At 70.0% G+C, this 23982-nt stretch carries 20 protein-coding genes and 3 rRNA genes; 9 read left to right on the forward strand and 14 right to left on the reverse strand.

The features are described 5' to 3' along the window. Positions 1-76: 76 nt before the first annotated feature. Positions 77-871 (reverse strand): DUF4184 family protein, encoded by a 795-nt coding sequence (locus tag OG871_RS08795; protein WP_371495672.1) that lies wholly within the window; start codon positions 869-871, stop codon positions 77-79. A 67-nt stretch (positions 872-938) separates the two neighbouring features. Here OG871_RS08795 and OG871_RS08800 point away from each other — a divergent pair, with 67 nt between their 5' ends. Continuing rightward, positions 939-1682 (forward strand): hypothetical protein, encoded by a 744-nt coding sequence (locus OG871_RS08800; RefSeq protein WP_371495674.1) that lies wholly within the window; start codon positions 939-941, stop codon positions 1680-1682. Positions 1683-1761: 79 nt separating this feature from the next. Here the strand turns inward: OG871_RS08800 and OG871_RS08805 are convergent, their stop codons facing one another. The 7 genes from OG871_RS08805 to OG871_RS08835 all read right to left on the reverse strand — a co-directional run bounded on the left by OG871_RS08805 (position 1762) and on the right by OG871_RS08835 (position 7835). After that, a complete protein-coding gene (locus OG871_RS08805; protein ID WP_371495676.1) occupies positions 1762-2817 on the reverse strand; it encodes an NUDIX domain-containing protein in 1056 nt (351 codons plus the stop codon). Positions 2818-2995: 178 nt separating this feature from the next. Continuing rightward, a complete protein-coding gene (locus OG871_RS08810; protein ID WP_371495678.1) occupies positions 2996-4411 on the reverse strand; it encodes an acyl-CoA synthetase in 1416 nt (471 codons plus the stop codon). 40 nt (positions 4412-4451) lie between these two features. Then, entirely contained in the window at positions 4452-4655 is a 204-nt protein-coding gene (locus OG871_RS08815) for a hypothetical protein (protein ID WP_371495680.1), read from the reverse strand. Then, positions 4652-5056 carry a DUF4259 domain-containing protein gene (locus OG871_RS08820; RefSeq protein WP_371495681.1) on the reverse strand — a complete coding sequence of 135 codons (405 nt, stop codon included), beginning with the start codon at positions 5054-5056 and terminating at the stop codon, positions 4652-4654. The genes OG871_RS08815 and OG871_RS08820 overlap by 4 nt, the downstream gene beginning before the upstream one ends. Before the next feature lie 144 nt (positions 5057-5200). Beyond that, a complete protein-coding gene (locus OG871_RS08825; protein WP_371495683.1) occupies positions 5201-6163 on the reverse strand; it encodes an electron transfer flavoprotein subunit alpha/FixB family protein in 963 nt (320 codons plus the stop codon). 69 nt (positions 6164-6232) lie between these two features. Then, complete coding sequence (locus OG871_RS08830; protein ID WP_371495684.1) at positions 6233-7018, reverse strand: electron transfer flavoprotein subunit beta; 786 nt, start codon at positions 7016-7018, stop codon at positions 6233-6235. 403 nt (positions 7019-7421) lie between these two features. Next, positions 7422-7835 carry a thioredoxin family protein gene (locus tag OG871_RS08835; RefSeq protein WP_371495685.1) on the reverse strand — a complete coding sequence of 138 codons (414 nt, stop codon included), beginning with the start codon at positions 7833-7835 and terminating at the stop codon, positions 7422-7424. Between the two features lie 200 nt (positions 7836-8035). Here OG871_RS08835 and OG871_RS08840 point away from each other — a divergent pair, with 200 nt between their 5' ends. The 5 genes from OG871_RS08840 to OG871_RS08860 all read left to right on the forward strand — a co-directional run bounded on the left by OG871_RS08840 (position 8036) and on the right by OG871_RS08860 (position 12040). Continuing rightward, positions 8036-8473, forward strand: a complete 438-nt coding sequence (locus OG871_RS08840; protein WP_371495687.1) for a DUF4395 domain-containing protein — start codon at positions 8036-8038, stop codon at positions 8471-8473. Between the two features lie 184 nt (positions 8474-8657). After that, positions 8658-9425, forward strand: coding sequence for a lysophospholipid acyltransferase family protein (locus tag OG871_RS08845; RefSeq protein ID WP_371495688.1), 768 nt, complete (start codon positions 8658-8660; stop codon positions 9423-9425). Positions 9426-9576: 151 nt separating this feature from the next. Continuing rightward, positions 9577-10539: an alpha/beta fold hydrolase gene (locus OG871_RS08850; RefSeq protein ID WP_371495690.1), complete on the forward strand. Its 963-nt coding sequence runs from the start codon at positions 9577-9579 to the stop codon at positions 10537-10539. A 115-nt stretch (positions 10540-10654) separates the two neighbouring features. Then, on the forward strand, positions 10655-11572 hold the full coding sequence (locus OG871_RS08855; RefSeq protein ID WP_371495691.1) for a hypothetical protein: 918 nt from the start codon (positions 10655-10657) through the stop codon (positions 11570-11572). A gap of 87 nt (positions 11573-11659) precedes the next feature. Continuing rightward, entirely contained in the window at positions 11660-12040 is a 381-nt protein-coding gene (locus OG871_RS08860) for a hypothetical protein (protein WP_371495693.1), read from the forward strand. 87 nt (positions 12041-12127) lie between these two features. On the opposite strand, the gene rrf is transcribed toward OG871_RS08860, so the two are convergent. The 6 genes from rrf to OG871_RS08890 all read right to left on the reverse strand — a co-directional run bounded on the left by rrf (position 12128) and on the right by OG871_RS08890 (position 20938). Next, positions 12128-12244 (reverse strand): 5S ribosomal RNA (gene rrf / locus OG871_RS08865). Positions 12245-12332: 88 nt separating this feature from the next. Then, positions 12333-15453 (reverse strand): 23S ribosomal RNA (locus OG871_RS08870). Between the two features lie 281 nt (positions 15454-15734). Continuing rightward, positions 15735-17257 (reverse strand): 16S ribosomal RNA (locus OG871_RS08875). Together the 16S, 23S and 5S rRNA genes form the textbook arrangement of a ribosomal RNA operon. A 464-nt stretch (positions 17258-17721) precedes the next feature. Then, positions 17722-18795, reverse strand: coding sequence for a low specificity L-threonine aldolase (locus OG871_RS08880; protein ID WP_371495694.1), 1074 nt, complete (start codon positions 18793-18795; stop codon positions 17722-17724). Next, positions 18792-19541: an SDR family NAD(P)-dependent oxidoreductase gene (locus tag OG871_RS08885; RefSeq protein ID WP_371495696.1), complete on the reverse strand. Its 750-nt coding sequence runs from the start codon at positions 19539-19541 to the stop codon at positions 18792-18794. The genes OG871_RS08880 and OG871_RS08885 overlap by 4 nt, the downstream gene beginning before the upstream one ends. Then, the gene (locus OG871_RS08890) at positions 19538-20938 is read right to left on the reverse strand and encodes a DUF6421 family protein (protein ID WP_371495698.1); all 1401 of its coding nucleotides are present in this window, start codon (positions 20936-20938) and stop codon (positions 19538-19540) included. Before OG871_RS08890 ends, OG871_RS08885 begins: the two co-directional genes overlap by 4 nt. Before the next feature lie 469 nt (positions 20939-21407). On the opposite strand from OG871_RS08890, the gene OG871_RS08895 reads away from it, so the two are divergent. Genes OG871_RS08895 through OG871_RS08905 form a run of 3 tightly spaced genes read left to right on the forward strand, consistent with a single transcriptional unit; the run spans position 21408 to position 23982 of the window. Beyond that, positions 21408-22298, forward strand: coding sequence for an ABC transporter substrate-binding protein (locus tag OG871_RS08895; protein WP_371495699.1), 891 nt, complete (start codon positions 21408-21410; stop codon positions 22296-22298). Beyond that, positions 22295-23179 (forward strand): amino acid ABC transporter permease, encoded by an 885-nt coding sequence (locus OG871_RS08900; protein ID WP_371495701.1) that lies wholly within the window; start codon positions 22295-22297, stop codon positions 23177-23179. The genes OG871_RS08895 and OG871_RS08900 overlap by 4 nt, the downstream gene beginning before the upstream one ends. Further along, a complete protein-coding gene (locus tag OG871_RS08905) occupies positions 23176-23982 on the forward strand; it encodes an amino acid ABC transporter ATP-binding protein (RefSeq protein ID WP_371495703.1) in 807 nt (268 codons plus the stop codon). The genes OG871_RS08900 and OG871_RS08905 overlap by 4 nt, the downstream gene beginning before the upstream one ends.

Here is a 23982-nt window from a genome sequence, read left to right on the forward strand (position 1 = left end):
CCCGCAAGCGGATCCCCGGCACCGGCCCGACTCGGTGTGCGCGGACACCCCGGCGCGCGCCCCGGCACACGGCCCGTCACCACCCTTGCCGCGCAGCGCCCGACGGCCCCGACGCCGTCCCGGCCCGCCCCGCCCGCCACCGCGGGTCCGGGCACCGCCGACGCCCCGCCCGCGCCACCGCGCCGACCGCCGCCAGCGCGACGGCCGCTCCCGCGCCCGCGCCGAAACAGGCCTCGTCCACCACCCCGCCGCGGCGCCGCGCGAGCCGGCGCCCGGCCCCTGCCGCCGCGGCCACCGCCAGCGCGGCGGCCGCCGCCGGCCGGCCGGGCCCGGGCCGCGGCACCGGCCGCGCCGCCCCGGCGGCCGCCCGGGTCGCGTGCCGGGCCACCAGGGCCAGTCCGACCAGCGAGGTGCCGTACTGCAGGACGGTGTACAGCGGCACACCGCCGACCGTCCGGGTGAGTGCCGGCAACGCCCGGACACCGGCCCGGCCCGGATGGGTGAAGGAGTCCCAGCCGACGTGGCTCGCCGCGCCCAGCGCCGCGGACAGGGCCACCCACCCCGGCCGGGCGGGTACCCGCCGCGGCCCGGCCACGGCGGCGGGCAGCAGCACCGCCGTCCCGTCCCGCCACAGTCCGTGCCAGCCCGCCACCAGACCGGACGCCAGCGCGACGTCCACCGTCGCCACCGCCCACCAACGGTGCGTCAGGCCGCCGTACCGGTACACCCCCGGCAGCAGCGAGTCCGCGAAGAACGGCAGGTCGGGCGCCATCGACCCGGCGACCAGCGCCGCGGCCACCAGCGGCCCGCGCGCCCGGGCGCCGCGCAGCAGCGGCAGCACCGCCGCCGGGTGGCTCATCGTGAACGGCATGCCTCCATCCTCCCCGCCCGGCCGCCCGCCGCACCCGCTGTCGGTGCCGATCGCTACGCTGCGGGCCATGACCTCCTACTTCCAGCGGTACGCCGGCGGCGAGCACGAGGCCGTCTGGACGGAGCTGCGCGCGCTCGGCCCGGTGCCGGAGGCCCTGCGCGAGGACGTCGTGGCCGTCGCCGAACGGACCATGCTCCGGGCCGACCGGCACATCATCCGGATCGAGGAGCAGCTCGCCGGGCTCGGGTTCGCCCCGGCCTGGCAGGTCCGCGAGCGGCCCTCCGCCGAGGACCTGGCCGAGCTCGACCGGCTCGCCGACGAGATCGGCCGGCTGCCGGCCGCGTACGAGGCGGGCCTGCGGGTCCTGGGCGGCGTCTCGTTCGTGGGCGACTGCACCGCCCTCGACCTCGGCCACCGGTCGCACCCCGACCATGGCGGAGCCCCCCGCCGCCGCACCGTCGCGGTCTACCCCGACCCGCTCTGGCTGCCGTCGGTGCAGTCACTGGGCGAGGAGTGGGCGGAGTACCGGGAGGACGCCGACGAGTACCCCGACCTCGCGGTGGACGGCTTCTACCAGGGCTCTCCGGACGAGCTGCACACGGCGAACGTCAGCGGCGCCAGCTTCGACCTCGCCCTGCCGGACGGCTGCGCCGACCCGGTGGTCGACGGCGTCGGCGGCCGGCCCGGGATCACCCTGGTCGAGTACCTGCGCACCTCGATCGCCTGGGGCGGCTTTCCCGGCTGGTCCTTCGCCCCGTCGCAGGAGGTGCCGCCCGCCCTGGCCGCGCTGCGGGCGACCCCGGACTTCTAGGCGCTGTCCGGCCGGTCCTGCCGGGCGCGCCCGGCCGGGCGCCGATCCGACAGAGCCTGCCGGACGGCGCCCGGGCCCGTCAGCCGGCGCCCGCGCCGACCGCGGCGGGCAGTCCGGCCTCCAGGTAGCGCAGGGTGCCGTGTGCGCGCGCCTCCAGCGCCCCGAGCAGCCGCCGGTGGCGGTTGGGCGGCAGCAACCGCCCGGCCTCGTCCGGGGTGACGAACCGCCAGCAGCGCAGCTCGTCGCGGGGAAGGCGGATCCGGGCCGCAGCCTCGGCGTCCAGCCGGCCGCCGTCGAACATCAGCCGCAGGCCGCCCCGGCGGGGGCCGGTGCAGGGTTCCCAGTCGACGGCGAGCAGCCGCAGCGCGGCGCTCTCCAGGTGCAGGCCGAGCTCCTCCGCGGTCTCCCGCAGGGCCGCGTCGCTGGGCGCCTCGCCGCGCTCCACCACGCCGCCGGGGAACTCCCACGACGGCTTGTAGACCGGGTCGACCAGCAGGACGCGGTCCCGCTCGTCGAAGAACAGGACGGCGGCGGCCACGGTGTCCCCGGTCGCGTCGTCGCTGCGCACGATGGGGCAGCGTGCCTGGCCGCCCTCGACCAGCTCGGCGAGGCGCTCGGCGGTGCGGCGCGGGGACAGGCCGCCGGTGTCGAGCAGCTGGGCGTCGCGGCTGAGCCAGCGTCTGGCGTGGCGGTACTGCGGCAGGTGTTCCAGCGACCACTCACGGACCCGGGCGCTGCGCTCCGGGTGGTCGGGGTAGTCGTCGCGGGCCCCGATCCGGTCGAGCAGGATCGTTTCCGCTGGGTCCAGCACGATGTGGTGCACGGCCAGCCCGCGGGTGGCCAGGGCGCCGAAGATCTCGTCCCGGTAGTCCTCCCGGAGCAGCGTCATCGGCACCACCAGCGGTCCGGGCACCTCGGCGAGCAGGGCGGCCGCGACCTCGGGCACCAGCCGCCGCCAGGACGGCAGGTCCTGGTAGTCGGAGACCGGGACGAACCGGTCCGCCGGCAGCAGGGCGCGCAGCCCGTCGCCGACCAGCTCGGGGTCGAAGAGCAGGCTCCCGGGCAGCAGCTCCACCAGCTCGCGGCAGGCGCTGGTCTTGCCCGCCCCGAACGGGCCATTGACCCAGACGATCACAGTTCCCCCTGTCGTCGGCCCACCCCGGCGCGGACGCGCCGGGCGGCGGGCGCCCGCACCGGCGCCCGCACCACCTCAGGTGGTACCCGCGCCTGCCCGGTCCCCATGCGTACGCCTTCGCGCCGGTCGTTTCCGCCGCCCGCTCCGCCGGTCCGACGGCCGTTCTCCACGCCGGCCGCTAGCGGGCCGCCGGCCCGGCCTCCAGCAGCTGCTTCTTCAGCACCTTCCCCATCGCGTTCCGCGGCAGCTCGTCCACCAGCACGACCCGCCGGGGCCGCTTGTGGACGGACAGCCGCTCGGCCACGAAGGCCGTCAGCTGGTCCCCCGTCACCGCGCCGTCGGCGATCACGTACGCGACGACGGCCTGGCCCAGGTCGCTGTCGGGGGCCCCGACCACGGCGGCGTCGGCGACGGCCGGGTGGTCCCGCAGGGCCGCCTCGACCTCGCCCGCACCGATCCGGTATCCGCCGCTCTTGATCAGGTCCACCGAGGCGCGGCCGACGATCCGGTGGAAGCCGTCGGGGCCGATCACGGCGACGTCCCCGGTCCTGAACCAGCCGTCGGCCGTCCACGACTCGGCGTCGGCGTCCGGCCGACCGAGGTAGCCGTCGAACAGGGTCGGCCCGGCGACCTGCAGTTCACCGACCGACTCGCCGTCGTGCGGGAGCGGTGCGCCGTCCTCGCCGACCAGCCGGGTGCGCACCCCGTCGACCGGCAGGCCGACGCTGCCGGGGCGGCGTTCACCCGCGGCCCGGGTGGAGACGGTGATCAGCGACTCGGTCATTCCGTACCGCTCGATCGGGGCCTGCCCGGTGAGCGCGGCGAGCCGTTCGAAGACCGGCACCGGCAGCGGGGCGCTGCCCGAGACCAGCAGCCGCGCGCCGGCCAGCGCGCGGGCCACCGGCTCGTCCGCCGCCACCCGCGACCACACCGTCGGCACGCCGAAGTACAGGCTGCCGCGCGCCCCGGCGTACGCCGCCGGTGTGGGGCGGCCGGTGTGCACCAGCCGGCTTCCGGTACGCAGCGCGCCTAGGACCCCGAGCACCAGGCCGTGCACGTGGAACAGCGGCAGGCCGTGCACCAGGGTGTCGTCGGCCGTCCACTGCCAGGCGGCCGCGAGGGCGTCGAGGTCGGCGGCCACCGCCGAGCGCGGGATCAGCGCCCCCTTGGGCGCGCCGGTGGTGCCGGAGGTGTACAGGACGAAGGCCGTGCGCTCCGGCGCGGGCTCCGCGAACGCGCCGCTCGAACGCGCCGTCAGGTCGACCGGGAGCGCCTCGACGTCCTCGGCCCCCTCCCCCGCGGGTACGGCGAGCAGGGTCGCGCCCGAGTCGCGCAGGATGTGGTCGCGCTCCCTGGGCCCGGAGTCCGGCGGCAGCGGCACCACCGGCACCCCGGCCAGCAGGCCGCCGACCACCGCCACCACCGTCTCGGCGGTCGCCCGTGCCAGCACGGCCAGCGCCGGTGCGCCGGCCACCCGCTCCGCCACCGCCCCCGCCGCGCCGAGCAGGTGCTCGCGCGACAGCGCCCGGCCGTCGATCACCAGCGCGTCCGCCGCGTCTCCGAAGCCACCCTCAAGTGCCGTCAGCAGTCCCATGCCCGGGAGCCTACCGGCGGCCCGGCGGGCGGTGGCGGCGTCACAGCGCGATCGGCCGGTACGCGAGCGCCTCGTCGACGACCTGCTCGGCCGTCAGCTCGGGCTCGTGCAGGAAGATCAGGTCGAGGACTCTCGGGTGCCCCAGCCCGCGTCTGAGGGCATGCGACCAGGCGGCCACCTGCCGGTCGGTGACCCCGCCGGCCTTGATCCGCTCGACCAGCGCCACGGCCGCCTCCCTGGTCACAGCAGCTCCAGCACGGCCCGCAGCCGGGCGATGTCCCGCCGCCAGAGCTCGCCGTGCCCGGCGTCGTCCCACAGCCCGGCGAGCTCGGACCCGTCCGCGACCACCCGGTCCAGGGCCCGGACCGCGAGCGGCCCGAACTCCGCCGGAAGGGCGGGCAGCGGCTCCCCGGGGCCGTAGGCGGAGCGGTGCGGCTCGCCGCCCGGGCCCTGCGCCGCCACCAGGGCGGCGGCGGCCACGGCGGGCGCTCCCTCGTCGCTGTCGAGGTACCCCGGGCAGGCGAGTGCTCCGTCGAGCGCCGCACGGACCAGCCCGGCCCGCTCGCCCGCGTCGGCGCGGTCCAGGCCGCCGCAGAAGTCCGCGGCGGTGTCGTTGTCGAAGGGGCCGATGTCCCAGGTACCCATGTGCTGCGCTCCTCGTTTGCGGTTCGCGGGCATCCTGGCACCCGCCACCGACAGCCCGCCCGGCCCGGCCCGGCCCGGCCGCGGAACGCCGAAGGGCGCGGCCCCCGGGTGGGGTGCCGCGCCCTTCGGCGGTACGGGCGGAGCTCAGCCCTTGCGGGCCTTGACCTCGCCGGTCAGCTGCGGGAGGACGGTGAACAGGTCACCGACCACGCCGTAGTCGACCAGCTCGAAGATCGGCGCCTCGGGGTCCTTGTTGACGGCCACGATGGTCTTCGAGGTCTGCATGCCGGCCCGGTGCTGGATCGCGCCGGAGATGCCCGCCGCGACGTACAGCTGCGGCGAGACCTGCTTGCCGGTCTGGCCGACCTGGTTGCTGTGCGGGTACCAGCCGGCGTCCACCGCGGCACGCGAGGCGCCGACGGCCGCGCCGAGCGCGTCCGCGAGCTCCTCGACCACGCCGAAGCCCTCCTTGGCGCCGACGCCGCGGCCGCCGGAGACCACGATCGCGGCCTCGGTCAGCTCCGGGCGGCCCGAGGACACGCGCGGGGTGCGCGCGGTGACCTTGGCGGCCTTGCCGGTGAACTCGACGGTCACGTTCTCCACGGCGCCGGCGGCCGCGGCGGCCTCGGGGCTGGTGGAGTTGGGCTTGACGGTGATGACCGGCGCGCCCTTCGAGACCTTGGACTTGACCTGGAACGAGGCCGCGAACACCGACTGGGTGGCGACCGGACCGCCGTCGCCGGCCTCCAGGTCGACGGCGTCGGTGATGATGCCCGAGCCCAGGCGGAGCGCGACCCGGGCCGCGATCTCCTTGCCCTCGCCCGAGGAGGTGACCAGCACGGCGGCGGCGTCGGCGGCCTTGGCGATCTGGGCCAGCGCGTCGACCTTCGGCACCACCAGCAGGTCGGCGAACTCGGCGCCGTCGGCGACGTACACCTTGGCGGCGCCGTACTCGCCGGCCTTGGCGGCGATCTCGGCGGCGGCCGAGCCGGCGCCCAGGACCACGGCCGACGGCTCGCCGATGCGGCGGGCCAGGGTCAGCAGTTCGAGGGCCGGCTTGCGGACCACACCGTCGGCGTGGTCGACGAGAACGAGAATCTCACCCATTGCTCAATGTCTCCTGTATCTCCTGGCTGCCGCGCGCATCGGCGTACGGCAGCCACCACGTCCAACGGGTCAGATGAACTTCTGCTCGGCGAGGAAGGTCGCGAGCTGCTTGCCGCCCTCGCCCTCGTCCTTGACGACGGTGCCGGCGGTACGGGCCGGGCGGGCCGCGACGGCCTCGACGGCGGTCCAGGAGCCGGCCAGGCCGACCTCGTCCGCCTCGATGCCCAGGTCGTCCAGGTCCAGCGACTCGACCGGCTTCTTCTTGGCGGCCATGATGCCCTTGAAGGACGGGTAGCGGGCCTCGCCGGACTGGTCGGTGACCGACACGACGGCGGGCAGCTCGGCCTCGACCTGCTCGGTGGCGGCGTCGCCGTCACGGCGGCCCTTGACCACGCCGCCCTCGACCGACACCTCGGAGAGCAGGGTGACCTGCGGCAGGCCCAGGCGCTCGGCCAGCAGGGCCGGGAGGACACCCATGGTGCCGTCGGTGGAGGCCATGCCGCAGACGACCAGGTCGAAGCCGACCTTGTCCAGGGCCTTGGCGATGATCGCGGAGGTACCGATCACGTCGCTGCCGTGGATGTCGTCGTCGTTGACGTGGACGGCCTTGTCGGCACCCATGGAGAGGGCCTTGCGCAGGGCGTCCTTGGCGTCGTCCGGGCCCACGGTCAGGACGGTGACCTCGGCGTCGCCGGAGGCCTCGGCGATCCGGAGCGCCTGCTCCACGCCGTACTCGTCCAGCTCCGAAAGGAGGCCGTCGACGCCCTCCCGGTCGGTGGTGGTGTCGTCCGCGAAGCGACGGTCACCGGTCGCGTCGGGCACGTACTTCACACAGACAACGATCCTCAAGCTCACGGCCTGTCTCCTGTACTGGTCTCGTCCGGCGGCTGCGGCTGTGCAAGGGGCGGAAGTCAGGCTTCCGGGCCCACGCGGGCTGCGTCTTCCTGAGCCCGGCCGGAACTTCCTGGCAGCATACTCGCCAGTAGCTTAGCCGTCACTACTGGCCAGTAGCTTAGCGCTGCCCGGGCCCCGGCCGACCGCTCCGCACCCCACCCGGGCCCGGACAGCGGCCCAGGCGAGCAGGGGTGCGGAACGGCTGCACTGCCGTCTTCGCCCCATCCTGCCCCAGTGCGCGCCGCATACCACCTGACTGGGCGGCAGATCGGCTGTGAGATTGAAGGTCTTGACAGGCCGACGGCTGACGGTGGCTCCGGAGCACCCCCCGCCCGCGGGCCCGGGAAGGGCCTTCAGACCGCCCTCAGACCGCCTCGCCCAGGGCCGCGATCACGTCCGCCCGGCGCGGCTGTCCGGCCGCGCGCCGGACCACCCGCCCACCGGAGTCCAGCACCAGCACGGTCGGTGTGCGCAGGATCTCCAGGCGCCGCACCAGGTCCAGCCGCTCCTCGGCGTCCACCTCGACGTGCGCGACACCGTCCACCATCCCGGCCACCTCGGCCAGCACCCGGCGGGTCGCCCGGCAGGGCTGGCAGAACGCCGTCGAGAACTGGACCAGCGTCGCCCGCTCCCCCAGCCCGGCGCCCAGCTCTGCCGCCGACACCCGCACCGCACCGTCCTTCGCCCGCACCCGCAGCCTTCCGTCCCGCACGGCGCGCCACAGCCCGAAGGCGCTCGCCACCGCGAGCACGACACCGCACACCACCAACCCGGTCACCCGTCCAGTGTGCGGCACCGCGCCCCGGCATCGACCGGCGAGGGCCCGGCCGCGTACCATCGCCGCGTGGACTCCCTCCCCGCCCGGCCGCTCCGGCTGACCACCCGCCGCGTGGTCGACCTGTGCCGGGCCACCGCATCGCGCTGTCGCTGACCGCCCACCGCCGTCAGCCCACCAGCCGTGCCGACCCGGAGCCACCCATGCAGATCGACCCGCGCGGGCCGCGATTCGCCGCCGCGCTCACCAGCCTCCTGCTCGCCGCCGTCCTGATCACCGGCAGCGGCCCGCTGCTCGCCGTCCAGACCGCCGTCTTCGCCCTGGGCGCGCTGGCCGGCCTGCAGTACTCGCCGTACGGCCTGCTCTACCGCACCCTGCTGCGGCCGCGGCTCGGCCCGCCCCGCGAACTGGAGGACGCCCGGCCGCCGCGCTTCGCCCAGGGCGTCGGCCTCGCCTTCGGCCTGATCGGCACCGCCGGCTACCTCGGCGGAGCACCCTGGCTCGGGCTGACCGCGACCGCCTTCGCCCTGGCCGCGGCCTTCCTGAACGCCGCCTTCGGCTACTGCCTCGGCTGCGAGCTGTACCTGGTGCTGCGCCGCGGCCGCGCCCGGCTCGGCACCGGCCGGGCCACCACCGGCTGAGCGGGCCGGCGGGAGGCGGATCCCGCGCTCCGGACGCCCTCAGGTGACAGCAGGCACCCCTTCGAGGGATCATCTCGGAGTAAACACACCCGTGGCCGCTGCCGCGTGCCGCGTCTCGGACGGCCCCGACCTGCGCCCCGGGTACCACCTGACCGGGCACCAGCCCGTGGGAAGTAGGGCTGACGTGGCAGAGTTCGTGTACCCGCCGGTGATCCGTGCCGCACTCACCTGCTTCCGTGCGCTGGACGTACGGATCAGCATCGTCGGCGCGGAGAACATCCCCGCCACCGGCGGCGCCGTGCTGGTGAGCAACCACATCAGCTACCTGGACTTCCTCTTCGCCGGGCTCGGCGCCTTCAAGGGCGGCAAGCGCAAGACCCGATTCATGGCCAAGGACGACGTCTTCAAGCACGCCGTCTCCGGCCCGCTGATGCGCGGCATGAAGCACATCCCGGTGGACCGCACCGACGGCCAGCCCGCCTACGAGGCCGCGGTCAAGGCGCTCAAGGACGGCGAGGTGGTCGGTGTCTTCCCCGAGGCCACCATCAGCCGCTCCTTCACCCTGAAGAAGTTCAAGACCGGCGCCGCCCGGATGGCCGCCGACTCCGGCGCACCGCTGCTGCCGGTGATCCTCTGGGGCACCCAGCAGCTCTGGACCAAGGGCCGCCCCAAGACCCTCACCAAGCGCCACGTCCCGGTCACCATCATGATCGGCGAGCCGATCCGGCTCACCCCCGAGGACAAGCCGGTGATGGTCACCCGCCGGCTGCGCGCCGCGATGACCGAGATGCTCGACCGCGCCCAGCGCGACTACCCGGGCAAGCCCGCCGGACCCGAGGACAGCTGGTGGATCCCGGCCCACCTGGGCGGCACCGCGCCGACCCTGGAGGTCGCCGAGGCCGAGGACGAGGCGGAGGCCGCCGAGAAGGCCGCCCGCCGCGCCGAGCGCTGACCGTCCGCCGGTGGAGCCCGCCGGGCGGGCTCCACCGGGGTCTGACGACCCGCTCCCCTGCGGCACCCGGACTTCCGCCACCGGGCCGGTTGAGGTAGACCTGACACGGTGCCAGCCGCTCCGCGGCCCATTCCGAGCAGGGGAGACCACCATGCCCGAGATCTCGCACCGCATCGTCCGATCGACCGGCGGCCTCGACATGCGCATCGCGGAGGCCGGCACCGGCCCCCTCGTCCTGCTGCTGCACGGCTTCCCCGAGAGCTGGTACTCCTGGCGGCACCAGCTGACCGCCCTCGCCGAAGCCGGCTACCACGCCGTCGCCCCCGACCAGCGCGGCTACGGCGCCACCGGCGGCCCCGACGCGGTCGAGCAGTACAGCATCCTGCACCTGGCCGGTGACGCGCTCGGCCTGCTCCCCGCCCTCGGCGCCGACCGCGTGGTGGTGGTCGGCCACGACTGGGGCGCCCCGGTCGCCTGGCACACCGCACTGCTGCGGCCCGACCTGGTCCGGGGCGTGGTCGGCCTCTCCGTACCGCCGCTCCCCCGCGGCGACCACCGACCCCTCGCGACACTGCGTCAACTGCCGGGCGACCCACACTACATGGTCTACTTCCAGCAGTCCGGCCCGGCCGAGTCCGAGCTGGGCCGGGACCTGCCGACCACCTTCCGCCGCCTCTTCGGCGGCCGCGCGCGACTCCATGACTCCGGGCTGCCGCTGGTGCCCCGGGACGGCGGGTTCCTGGACGTCTTCGACGACCCGACGGAGCTCCCGGACTGGCTCACCGAAGCCGACATCGCCTTCTACACCGCCGAGTTCGCCACCCACGGCTTCGCCCGCCCGCTGAACTGGTACCGCAATCTGGACCGCAACTGGGAGCTCACCGCCGCCTGGCACACCGCCCGGATGGAGCCACCCGCCCTGCTCATCGCCGGCGAGCACGACCTGGTGGTCGCCAACCCCCGCACCAGGGCTGCCCTCGCCGAACTCCACCACCACGTCCCCCGGTTGCAGGAGACGGTCTGGCTCCCCGGCACCGGCCACTGGACCCAGCAGGAACGTCCCAAGGAGGTCAACGAGGCCCTCATCCACTTCCTCCAGGGCCTCGACGACTGAGCAACACCCCTGGTGAGCTGGGCCTTTCGGGTACCGCCGAAAGGCTTGGCTGACCGCCCGGCCCCGCTGTGAGGATGTTCCCGGACGCACCGAGAACCCCTCCGGAGGAGAGCCGATGAACCGCCGACCAGCTGTCCGCGGAGCAAGGTCCAGCCTGGTGTCCGTCGCGCTGACGGCCGCCACGGCCGCCCTCCTGAGCGGCGGCTGCGGCGGCCCGTCGGGCCCCGCCCGCGAGCCGATACGTGAGATCACGGCCGGGGAGCAGGCCCTGCTCGCACGGACCGAAGCACTCCTGGTCTCCCGCTGCATGCAGCAGCACGGCTTCCGTTACGACGCCCCGCCCGCCGCCGAACCGGCCGTCCGCGAGTTCCGCTACGTCGTCGACGACGTCGCCTGGGCCCGCGAACACGGCTACGGCACCCGGGACCGGCGGAGACTGGCCGAGGCCGCGGACGCGAGCCCCGTACAGCAGTACTTCAAGAGCCTGCCTCCGGAACGGCAGCAGGCCGCGCGGGCAGCGCTCCACGGAGAGCGGCCCACCGGCCTGTCCGTCACCCTCCCGGGCGGTGCCCGGCTCACCTCCAGCGACAGCAGCTGCACGGCCGAGGCCCAGCGACTCCTCTACCGGGACCTGCCCCGCTGGTTCGAGGCCCGTACGGTGGTCGCCAACCTCGCGCCCCTGTACGGCTCGCAGGTCGAGCAGGACTCCCGGTTCACCGCCGCGGCGGCCCAGTGGGCAGCGTGCATGGCCGACGCCGGCCACCCCTATCCGACCCCCGGGGCCATCCAGAACGCACTGCCCGAGCTCACCGCGGGCCTCGCCCCGTCCCAGGCCGACGCCCTTGAGGTCGAACTCGCCACCGCCGAGGCCGAATGCGCCACGAGGACCGGGCTGGCGGCCACCGCCAGGGAGCTCGACGGCTTCTACGGAAACCAGGTCCGAGAGCGCTACCGGGCCGAGCTCGACAGCCGGCTCCGGCTCCAGCTGGAGGCCCTCTCCCGGGTGGACAGCCTCACCGAGCCCACCTCGTAGCCACCCTTCCCCCATTGCCTGCCGCGGCGAGACCGCCACGGCACCGATGTGCCGCGCCCGACGCGACACACGTCCCTGAGGAGCACCATGCAGATCAAGAAGGCCGCCTTCGCACTCACGCTCGCCGCGGCGGCGCTGGTCGGCGCCGGAAGCACCCCGGCCTCGGCGCACGCCGTCACCCCGAACGGCAACGTCTACGTGTACGACCGCGCCGAGCAGAACGGCGCCTACTGTGCGACCGGCAACAACGTCTACGACTACCGCTACTTCCCGGGCTGCGGCGACTTCAACGACCGTACGTCCTCGGCCTGGAACAACGGTTATGCCGACAGCATGCCGGCGGTGAAGTTCTACACAGCCATGGCCTACGGCGGCAACTTCGTCGTCTGCCTGATGGACGGCGACTCCGTCGACTACCTGGGCTACGACAACCAGATCTCGTCGCACAGGTGGGCCTCCGGCTGCTGATGCCTCACCACAGCTGATCCGGTGATCCGGTCCGGAAACGCGAGAAGCCCCTCCCGGGTGACCCGGGAGGGGCTTCTCTGAAAGATTGTTCGGCGGCGTCCTACTCTCCCACAGGGTCCCCCCTGCAGTACCATCGGCGCTTTGAGGCTTAGCTTCCGGGTTCGGAATGTAACCGGGCGTTTCCCTCACGCTATGACCACCGAAACACTATGAAACTGTCAACCGCACCAGCCATGTGACCAAACCTGGCTGGGGTCGTTGTTTCAGAACAACACAGTGGACGCGAGCAACTGAGGACAAGCCCTCGGCCTATTAGTACCGGTCAACTCCACCCCTCACAGGGCTTCCATATCCGGCCTATCAACCCAGTCGTCTACTGGGAGCCTTACCCTCTCAAGGAGGTGGGAGTGCTCATCTCGAAGCAGGCTTCCCGCTTAGATGCTTTCAGCGGTTATCCCTCCCGAACGTAGCCAACCAGCCATGCCCTTGGCAGGACAACTGGCACACCAGAGGTTCGTCCGTCCCGGTCCTCTCGTACTAGGGACAGCCCTTCTCAACACTCCTACGCGCACAGCGGATAGGGACCGAACTGTCTCACGACGTTCTAAACCCAGCTCGCGTACCGCTTTAATGGGCGAACAGCCCAACCCTTGGGACCTACTCCAGCCCCAGGATGCGACGAGCCGACATCGAGGTGCCAAACCATCCCGTCGATATGGACTCTTGGGGAAGATCAGCCTGTTATCCCCGGGGTACCTTTTATCCGTTGAGCGACGGCGCTTCCACAAGCCACCGCCGGATCACTAGTCCCGACTTTCGTCCCTGCTCGACCCGTCAGTCTCACAGTCAAGCTCCCTTGTGCACTTACACTCAACACCTGATTGCCAACCAGGCTGAGGGAACCTTTGGGCGCCTCCGTTACTCTTTAGGAGGCAACCGCCCCAGTTAAACTACCCACCAGACACTGTCCCTGATCCGGATCACGGACCCAGGTTAGACATCCAGCACGACCAGAGTGGTATTTCAACGACGACTCCACCCAAACTGGCGTTTGGGTTTCAAAGTCTCCCACCTATCCTACACAAGCCGAACCGAACACCAATATCAAGCTATAGTAAAGGTCCCGGGGTCTTTCCGTCCTGCTGCGCGAAACGAGCATCTTTACTCGTAATGCAATTTCACCGGGCCTATGGTTGAGACAGTCGAGAAGTCGTTACGCCATTCGTGCAGGTCGGAACTTACCCGACAAGGAATTTCGCTACCTTAGGATGGTTATAGTTACCACCGCCGTTTACTGGCGCTTAAGTTCTCAGCTTCGCCACACCGAAATGTGACTAACCGGTCCCCTTAACGTTCCAGCACCGGGCAGGCGTCAGTCCGTATACATCGCCTTACGGCTTCGCACGGACCTGTGTTTTTAGTAAACAGTCGCTTCTCGCTGGTCTCTGCGGCCACCCCCAGCTCGGAGTGCAAGACTCGTCACCAGGAATGGCCCCCCTTCTCCCGAAGTTACGGGGGCATTTTGCCGAGTTCCTTAACCATAGTTCACCCGAACGCCTCGGTATTCTCTACCTGACCACCTGAGTCGGTTTGGGGTACGGGCCGCCATGAAACTCGCTAGAGGCTTTTCTCGACAGCATAGGATCATCCACTTCACCACAATCGGCTCGGCATCAGGTCTCAGCCTCAATGAGTGACGGATTTGCCTATCACTCGGCCTACACCCTTACCCCGGGACAACCACCGCCCGGGCTGGACTACCTTCCTGCGTCACCCCATCGCTCACCTACTACCCTGTTGGGTCACCGGCTCCACCACGTCCCTTTGTCCGAAGACTCCGGGCCGGCTTCACGGGCTTAGCATCAAGAGGTTCGACGTTGGCGCTTCAAAGCGGGTACGGGAATATCAACCCGTTGTCCATCGACTACGCCTGTCGGCCTCGCCTTAGGTCCCGACTTACCCTGGGCAGATCAGCTTGACCCAGGAACCCTTGGTCAATCGGCGCAAGAGTTTCTCACTCTTGTATCGCTACTCATGCCTGCATTCTCACTCGTGTACCGTCCACAACTGGATTCCTCCGCTGCTTCACCCGGCACACGACGCTCCCCTACCCATCCACACAGCCGTTGGGCCTATATATGTGAATGACACGACTTCGGTGGTGTACTTGAGCCCCGCTACATTGTCGGCGCGGAATCACTTGACCAGTGAGCTATTACGCACTCTTTCAAGGGTGGCTGCTTCTAAGCCAACCTCCTGGTTGTCTCTGCGACTCCACATCCTTTCCCACTTAGCACACGCTTAGGGACCTTAGTCGGTGTTCTGGGCTGTTTCCCTCTCGACCATGGAGCTTATCCCCCACAGTCTCACTGCCGTGCTCTCACTTACCGGCATTCGGAGTTTGGCTAAGGTCAGTAACCCGGTGAGGCCCATCGCCTATCCAGTGCTCTACCTCCGGCAAGAAACACACGACGCTGCACCTAAATGCATTTCGGGGAGAACCAGCTATCACGGAGTTTGATTGGCCTTTCACCCCTAACCACAGGTCATCCCCCAGGTTTTCAACCCTGGTGGGTTCGGTCCTCCACACGGTCTTACCCGCGCTTCAACCTGCCCATGGCTAGATCACTCCGCTTCGGGTCTTGGGCATGCAACTCAACCGCCCTATTCGGACTCGCTTTCGCTACGGCTACCCCACACGGGTTAACCTCGCTACACACCGCAAACTCGCAGGCTCATTCTTCAAAAGGCACGCAGTCACGAGACACACAGCAAGCTGCACATCCGACGCTCCCACGGCTTGTAGGCACACGGTTTCAGGTACTATTTCACTCCGCTCCCGCGGTACTTTTCACCATTCCCTCACGGTACTATCCGCTATCGGTCACTAGGGAATATTTAGGCTTAGCGGGTGGTCCCGCCAGATTCACACGGAATTTCTGGCTCCGTGCTACTTGGGAGAAGCTCAAGTGAGCCGTACAAGTTTCGTCTACGGGGGTCTTACCCTCTACGCCGGACCTTTCGCATGTCCTTCGACTACCCATACGGTTTCTGACTCACCCAGCCGCCGGCAGACGACTGAAGAACTTTCCCACGACCCCGAAGTGGCAACCCCTGCCGGGTCTCACAACACTCCGGTTTAGCCTCATCCGGTTTCGCTCGCCACTACTCCCGGAATCACGGTTGTTTTCTCTTCCTGCGGGTACTGAGATGTTTCACTTCCCCGCGTTCCCTCCACATACCCTATGTGTTCAGGTATGGGTGACAGCCCATGACGACTGCCGGGTTTCCCCATTCGGAAACCCCCGGATCAAAGCCTGGTTGACGGCTCCCCGGGGACTATCGTGGCCTCCCACGTCCTTCATCGGTTCCTAGTGCCAAGGCATCCACCGTGCGCCCTTAAAAACTTGGCCACAGATGCTCGCGTCCACTGTGCAGTTCTCAAACAACGACCAGACACCCACCATCAACCCACCAACAGGCAGACATCAAGTAGGACCGGCTCACTGAAGCAACGACCAACCGGCCGTTCCCTCAGGACCCAACAACGTGCCCGACACACCCGCCATCCACTCGCGTTCCACGCCCCGAAGGACAGTACTGACGGCTTCAACCGTGTGTGCCGAATAGTCAACGTTCCACCCATGAGCGAGCACTCCGGAACATTCGTCCGAAGCTGCTATGTGCTCCTTAGAAAGGAGGTGATCCAGCCGCACCTTCCGGTACGGCTACCTTGTTACGACTTCGTCCCAATCGCTGGTCCCACCTTCGACGGCTCCTCCCCTTACGGGTTAGGCCACCGGCTTCGGGTGTTACCGACTTTCGTGACGTGACGGGCGGTGTGTACAAGGCCCGGGAACGTATTCACCGCAGCATGCTGATCTGCGATTACTAGCAACTCCAACTTCATGGGGTCGAGTTGCAGACCCCAATCCGAACTGAGGCCGGCTTTTTGGGATTCGCTCCGCCTCGCGGCATCGCAGCCCTTTGTACCGACCATTGTAGCACGTGTGCAGCCCAAGACATAAGGGGCATGATGATTTGACGTCGTCCCCACCTTCCTCCGAGTTGACCCCGGCAGTCTCCTGTGAGTCCCCATCACCCCGAAAGGCATGCTGGCAACACAGAACAAGGGTTGCGCTCGTTGCGGGACTTAACCCAACATCTCACGACACGAGCTGACGACAACCATGCACCACCTGTATACCGACCACAAGGGGGCTACATCTCTGCAGCTTTCCGGTATATGTCAAGCCTTGGTAAGGTTCTTCGCGTTGCGTCGAATTAAGCCACATGCTCCGCTGCTTGTGCGGGCCCCCGTCAATTCCTTTGAGTTTTAGCCTTGCGGCCGTACTCCCCAGGCGGGGAACTTAATGCGTTAGCTGCGGCACCGACGACGTGGAATGTCGCCAACACCTAGTTCCCAACGTTTACGGCGTGGACTACCAGGGTATCTAATCCTGTTCGCTCCCCACGCTTTCGCTCCTCAGCGTCAGTAATGGCCCAGAGATCCGCCTTCGCCACCGGTGTTCCTCCTGATATCTGCGCATTTCACCGCTACACCAGGAATTCCGATCTCCCCTACCACACTCTAGCCTGCCCGTATCGAATGCAGACCCGGGGTTAAGCCCCGGGCTTTCACATCCGACGCGACAGGCCGCCTACGAGCTCTTTACGCCCAATAATTCCGGACAACGCTCGCACCCTACGTATTACCGCGGCTGCTGGCACGTAGTTAGCCGGTGCTTCTTCTGCAGGTACCGTCACTTGCGCTTCTTCCCTGCTGAAAGAGGTTTACAACCCGAAGGCCGTCATCCCTCACGCGGCGTCGCTGCATCAGGCTTTCGCCCATTGTGCAATATTCCCCACTGCTGCCTCCCGTAGGAGTCTGGGCCGTGTCTCAGTCCCAGTGTGGCCGGTCGCCCTCTCAGGCCGGCTACCCGTCGTCGCCTTGGTAGGCCATTACCCCACCAACAAGCTGATAGGCCGCGGGATCATCCTGCACCGCCGGAGCTTTACACCCACCCCCATGCGAGGACAGGTCATATCCGGTATTAGACCTCGTTTCCAAGGCTTGTCCCAGAGTGCAGGGCAGATTTCCCACGTGTTACTCACCCGTTCGCCACTGATCCACCCCGAAGGGCTTCACCGTTCGACTTGCATGTGTTAAGCACGCCGCCAGCGTTCGTCCTGAGCCAGGATCAAACTCTCCGTGAATGTCTACCGGTCATCCGGTAACCACTCGCGTTGAGCGGCACGGCAACCACCGGAATAGGGCGGCCCCGCGCACTGCGTCCTCGCTAGTGTTTTGTTACTAAAGGAATCTCCAACCGATCCGAAAGGACCGGCCGGGGATGTCAACATATCTGGCGTTGACTTTTGGCACGCTGTTGAGTTCTCAAGGAACGGACACTTCCTTCGGACCGCCTTCCAGCGGGCCCTCCGGGCGCTTCGTTCTTTCGTGTTTCAAGCTTATCAGATGCTTTCCGCTCCGTTTTCCGGAGTTTCATTCATCGGATTTCGCTTCGGCCTTTCGGCGCTCCCGAACTCTAGCAGAGTTTCTCGGGCCGTTTTCCCGGGCTCCGAATCGAATTCATCTCTGATTCCGAACGGCCGCGGGGCAACCCGGAGAACATTACGCTCCGGGCTGCCCCGCGTCAAACCGGGCTCGGGCAGGCGGGTCAGGCCCGGCCCAGCTCCTCGATCAGTGCCGCCACGAAGGCGTCGATGTCGGCCTCGGTGGTGTCGAAGGCGGTCATCCAGCGGACCTCACCGGTCTGCTCGTCCCAGAAGTAGAAGCGGTAACGCTTCTGCAGTCGCTCGCTGACCTCACGGGGGAGGATCGCGAAGACCGCGTTGGACTCCACCGGCCGCACCACGGTGACGCCGTCGATCTCGCTTACGGCCGTCACCAGCCGCTGGGCCATCGCGTTCGCGTGGCCGGCGTTGCGCAGCCACAGGTCGCCGGCCAGCAGCGCCTCGAACTGGACCGAGACGAAGCGCATCTTCGACGCGAGCTGCATCGACATCTTGCGCAGGAACTTCAGGTCCCGGACCCGGTCGGGGTTGAGCACGACCACGGCCTCGCCGAACAGCAGGCCGTTCTTGGTGCCGCCGTACGAGAGCACGTCGACACCGGCGTCCGTGGTGAACGCGCGTAGCGGGAGACCCTGGGCCGCGGCGGCGTTCGCCAGGCGCGAGCCGTCGAGGTGGACCAGCATGCCGCGCTCGTGGGCGTGGTCGCAGATCGCCTTGATCTCGTCGGGCGTGTAGACCGTGCCGAGCTCGGTGGACTGGGCGATCGAGACGGCGAGCGGCTGTGCGCGGTGCTCGTCGCCCCAGCCCCAGGCCTGGAGGTCGATCAGCTCGGGGGTGAGCTTGCCGTCCGGGGTCGGGACGGTCAGTACCTTGATGCCCGCGATCTTCTCGGGGGCGCCGCACTCGTCCACGTTGATGTGGGCGCTCTCGGCGGCGACGACCGCGCCCCAGCGCGGCAGCAGGGCCTGGAGGGCGACGACGTTGGCACCGGTGCCGTTGAAGACGGGGTACGCCTCGGCGCGCTCGCCGAAGTGGCTCCGGAAGACCTGCTGCAGGTGCTCGGTGTACTGGTCCTCGCCGTAGGCGATCTGGTGGCCGCCGTTGGCCACCGCGAACGCCGCCAGGATCTCGGGGTGCACGCCGGCGTAGTTGTCGCTGGCGAATCCGCGGACGGAGGGGTCGTGCCGCCGGACGGCGTCGGTGTGGGGGGTGGTCATCGGGCTGTCAGCCACAGGTGCTGTCCGTTCAGTTCTGCTGCGGGGCGGTCCCAGAGACCGGCGAGGGTCTCGGCCAGGTCGGCGGTGTCGGTGAAGCCTGCGAACTTGGCGTCCGGCTTCTCGGCCCGCATCTCCGGGCTGACCAGGGCCTTGATCACAAGAATGGCGGCCGCGGCGGTGGGCTCGCCGTTGTCGGCGGTGGTCTCCTTCACGAAGGAGTGCGCCATGGAGAGGGTCCAGGCCTCGGTGGCGGCCTTGGCGGCGGCGTACGCGGCGCCGCCGGCGGTGGGCTTGTGCGCGGCGGCAGCGCCGACCATCGCGAACCGGCCGGACTCGCTGCGCAGCAGGGCGGGCTGGAACGCGAGCGAGGTGTGCTGGAGGGTGCGGACGACGGTGTCGTGCAGGAAGTCCCAGTCGTCTATGCGGCTCTCGAAGAAGGACTTGCTGCCGCGCCAGCCGCCGACCAGGTGGAAGAGGCCGTCGACGTGGCCGTGCTCGGCCTCCAGGTGGTCGGCCCAGTCGTGGACCTCCTGCGGGTCGAGCAGGTCGATGATCTGACCGGTGATCTTGGCGCCGCCGACGGCGGTACGGACCGAGTCGACCGCGGTGTCCAGCCGCCGCTGGTCGATGTCGGCGCCGATGACGGTCGCGCCCTCGGCCGCGAGGCGGCGCATGGTGGCCTGGCCGGCCGGGCCGCTGGCTCCGGCGACCGCGATGACCTTGCCTTCGAGACGGGGGGTGTTCACGCGGCGACTCCCTCAATGCCGGCGCCGGTGATGCCGGTGGTGGCGGCGATGACGCCGCTGAGCTTCTTGGACAGGGCCTCGTAGAACATGCTGAGCGGGAACTCGTCCGGGTGGACGGCGTCGCACAGCGCCTTGTTCAGGGCCTTGCCGTCGACGGTGTCGAGCGGCAGCGCCTCGGGGCCCTTGGCCCAGGTGGAGGCCGGGTGCGGGGTGAGGTACTTGGAGACCAGCTGGTAGGCGGCGATCCAGTGCGCGGTCTTGGGCCGGTCGATGCCGTCGCGGTAGAGGGTCTCGATCTCCGCGCAGAGCTGGTTGGTGACGTCGGCGACGCGGTCCCAGTCGATGCTGAGGCGGTTGTCGCGCCAGCGCAGCGCGTCGTGCTTGTGCAGGTACGCGAAGAGCAGCTGGCCGCCCATGCCGTCGTAGTTGCGGACGCGGTCGCCGCTGACCGGGAAGCGGAACATCCGGTCGAAGAGGATCGCGTACTGGACGTCGCGGCCCTGGGCGTAGCCCTCGGCCTGCAGCTTGACGGCCTCCTTGAAGGCGGTCAGGTCACAGCGGAGCTCCTCCAGGCCGTACATCCAGAACGGGCTGCGCTGCTTGATCATGAAGGGGTCGAACGGCAGGTCGCCGTGGCTGTGGGTGCGGTCGTGCACGAGGTCCCACAGGACGAAGGTCTGCTGGGCGCGGTCCTGGTCCTCCAGCAGGCCGGCGGCGTCGGCGGGGATCTCCAGGCCGAGCAGGTCGACGGCGCTGGTGGTGACGGCGCGGAAGCGGGCGGCCTCGCGGTCGCAGAAGATGCCGCCCCAGGTGAAGCGCTCGGGGGCCTGGCGGACCGCGACGGTCTCCGGGAAGAGCACCGCGGAGTTGGTGTCGTAGCCGGCCGTGAAGTCGGTGAAGGTGATCGGCACGAACATCGGGTTGTCGAAGCGCTCGCGCTCCAGCTCGGCCAGCCAGTCCGGCCAGACGACCTTCAGCAGGACGGCCTCGAGGTTGCGGTTCGGGTTGCCGTTCTGGGTGTACATCGGGAAGACCACGAGGTGGTCGAGGCCGTCGACGCGCTGCTCGGCGGGCTGGAAGGCGAGCAGCGAGTCGAGGAAGTCGGGCTCGCGGTAGCCGGTGTCGGCCCACTTGACGAGGTCGGCCCGCACGGCGGTGAGGTACGCGGCGTCGTGCGGGAACAGCGGGGCGAGCTCGGCCACGGAGGCGAGGACGGTCTCGATCAGCGGGTCGACGGTGTGCCGCTGGACGGCGGCCAGGTCGATCGAGCCGTCCTTGGACTGCAGCGGTCGAAGGGTCTCGACAGCGTCCTTGAGGCGCAGCCAGGCGGCGTGGCCGGCCGGGCCGGCGGCGGTGGCGTCGCCCGCTACCGCGAGCTTCGGCGAAAGATTCTGCATTGGAGACTCACTTCGACAGGAGTATTTCGACATGACCACCATAGATACGAAAGGTTCTCCTGTTCAAGGGGGGGCGGGGGTGGTCCTGGAGACGGAGGAGGTTGTCCGCGATGCGGACGGCCGCCTGGACGTCCTGGACAGCGGTGCGGGCGGGGTGCGAGTCTCCGGGCATGCTCCCGGCGGTGAACTCGATGGCGGTCTGCCACCTCGGCCCCCTCCCGGTGCGCTCCTGTCGTCCGGCCGCCCGCTGTCGCTGCCGTTCCTGACCTTCCCGGGGCGCCCCGGAGGCACGGTCGTACGCCGACCATGCCTCGCGCCCCGCAGCGCCGCCACCGGTGACCGTCCGGTGTCCGCCGGGCGCGTGGTGGGCACGATCGTCCCCGGAATCCCCGCCGGGTCCTCGCACACCCCACCGGCCCCGGCGCCCGTCTCTGCGACCGCTCCCTCTTCCGAGCTCTGGAGTCCTGCCATGACGTCCCTTCCCGTCCCCTCGGCCGCCCGTCCGGCGGTCCTGGCCGCGCTGCTGCTGGCCGCCACCGCGCTCGCCGGCTGCGCGCCGCAGTCCACCGCGGACTCCGCGGCCGCCGGTACCGGTGCCGCGGCCGGGCCCTGCGCCAAGGGGGCGCTGGCGACCCTGAAGTCGGGCACGCTGACCGTCGGGACGGACAAGCCCGCGTACGAGCCGTGGTTCTCCGGTGACGACCCCGCCAACGGCAAGGGGTACGAGGCCGCGGTGGCCTACGCGGTGGCGGAGCGGCTCGGGTACCCGAAGGAGAGGGTGAGCTGGGTGGTGAGCCCGTTCAACAAGGCGTTCGCGCCCGGGGCCAAGGATTTCGACTTCGACGTCAACCAGGTGTCGGTGAGCGAGGAGCGCCGGCAGGCGGTGGACTTCTCCCCCGGCTACTACCGGGTGCGGCAGACGGTGGTGGCGCTCAAGGGCTCGAAGTTCGCCTCCGCGAAGAGCCTGGCGGACCTCAAGGGCGCCAAGCTCGGCGCGCAGGTCGGCACCACCAGCCTGGCCGCCGTCACGGACCAGATCAGGCCGTCCGTCCAGCCGGCCGTCTTCGACAGCAACGACCTGGCGAAGAGCGCGCTGAAGAACGGTCAGATCGACGCCCTGGTCCTGGATCTGCCGACCGCCTTCTTCGTCACCGGGGCCGAGGTGACGGACGCCCAGGTGGTCGGGCAGCTGGAGGGCACCGGCGCCGCCCCGGAGGAGTTCGGCCTGGTGCTGGACAAGGGCAGTGCGCTGACCGGCTGCGTCGGGCAGGCCGTCGAGGGGCTGCGCGCCGACGGCACGCTCGCGGCCCTGGAGAAGCAGTGGCTGTCGGACGCGGTCTCCGCGCCGGTGCTCAGGTGAGCGGCCCGGCCACGGCGGCGCGGCGGGCGGCGGACGGCTACCGGCCGTCGGAGCGCCGGCTGGCGCGGGAGGCGTACCGTCGGCGGCGCTCGCGCCGGGCCGTGCTGGTGGCCTGCGCGAGCACCGCCGTCACCGCGCTGGTGATCGGGCTGGTGGTGGTCGCCTCGCCGGGGTGGCAGCGCACCCGGGAGACCTTCCTCGATCCGCGGCGGGCCCGCGAGGCGCTGCCCAAGGTGCTGGAGGGCCTGTGGGTCAATCTGGAGCTGACGGTGGTCTGCGGGGCGCTGATCCTGGTGTTCGGGCTGCTGCTGGCGATCCTGCGCACGCTGCGCGGGCCGGTGCTGCTGCCGGTGCGGCTGCTGGCCACCGCGTACGTGGACTTCTTCCTCGGCCTGCCGCTGATCATCTGCCTGCTGATCCTGATCACGGGCGTGCCGGCGCTGCGGCTCACCGGTGTCACCGCCGATCCGCTGCTGCTGGGCGGGGCGGCGCTGGTGCTGACGTACTCGGCGTACGTCTCGGAGGTGTTCCGGGCGGGCATCCAGGCCGTGCACCCGAGCCAGCGGGCGGCGGCGCGCTCGCTGGGGCTGAGCAACGCCCAGGCGATGCGGTACGTGGTGCTGCCGCAGGCGGTACGACGGGTGGTGCCGCCGCTGCTGAACCAGCTGGTGTCGTTGCAGAAGGACAGCGGGCTGGTCTCGATCGGCGGGGTGATCGACGCGGTCTACGCCGCCAAGATCATCACCGGGCGGACCTTCAACTACACCCCGTACCTGGTCGCGGCGCTGGTCTTCGTCGCCCTGACCGTCCCGCTGACCAGGTTCACCGACTGGGTGAGCGCCCGGACGGCCCGCCGTGAACACCAAGGAGGTGCGGTGTGAGCACGACCGCGACACCGGTGCTGGAGCTGGAGTCGGTACGCAAGGCCTTCGGCGGGCAGCCCGTGCTGCGCGACGTCGACCTGACCGTACCGGCGCACTCCGTGACCGCGCTGATCGGCGCCTCCGGCTCGGGCAAGTCGACGCTGATCCGCTGCGTCAACCTGCTGGAGGAGATCGACGACGGCGCGGTCTTCCTGGACGGCGAGGAGATCACCGACCCGCGGGCCGACCAGGACGCGGTACGGCGCCGGATCGGCGTGGTCTTCCAGTCCTACAACCTGTTCCCGCACCTGACCGTGCTGCAGAACATCACCCTCGCCCCGCGCCGGGTGCACCGGGTCGGACGGGCCGAGGCCGAGGCGAAGGCGCTCGAACTGCTCGCCCGGCTCGGTCTGGCGGACCGGGCCGGCGCGTACCCGGACCGGCTCTCCGGCGGGCAGCAGCAGCGGGTCGCGATCGTCCGGGCGCTGGCCACCGAGCCCCGGCTGCTGCTCCTGGACGAGATCACCGCGGCGCTCGACCCCGAACTGGTCGGTGAGGTGCTCGGGGTGGTCCGTGACCTCAAGGAGCAGGGCATGACGATGGTGATCTCCACCCACGAGATGGACTTCGCCCGCGAGGTGGCCGACCAGGTCTGCTTCCTGGACGCCGGGGTGGTGCTCGAACAGGGGCCGCCGGAGCAGGTGCTCGGAGATCCCCGGGAGGAGCGCACCCGCCGCTTCCTCCGGCGGACCACCGGCGCGGGACGGTTCGCGGCGCCCGCCGGGGAACAGGGGCCGCAGGGCTCCGCGGCCTTCCTCTAG

Origin of the sequence: Kitasatospora sp. NBC_00374 (assembly GCF_041434935.1) — a bacterium.
GTDB lineage: Bacteria > Actinomycetota > Actinomycetes > Streptomycetales > Streptomycetaceae > Kitasatospora.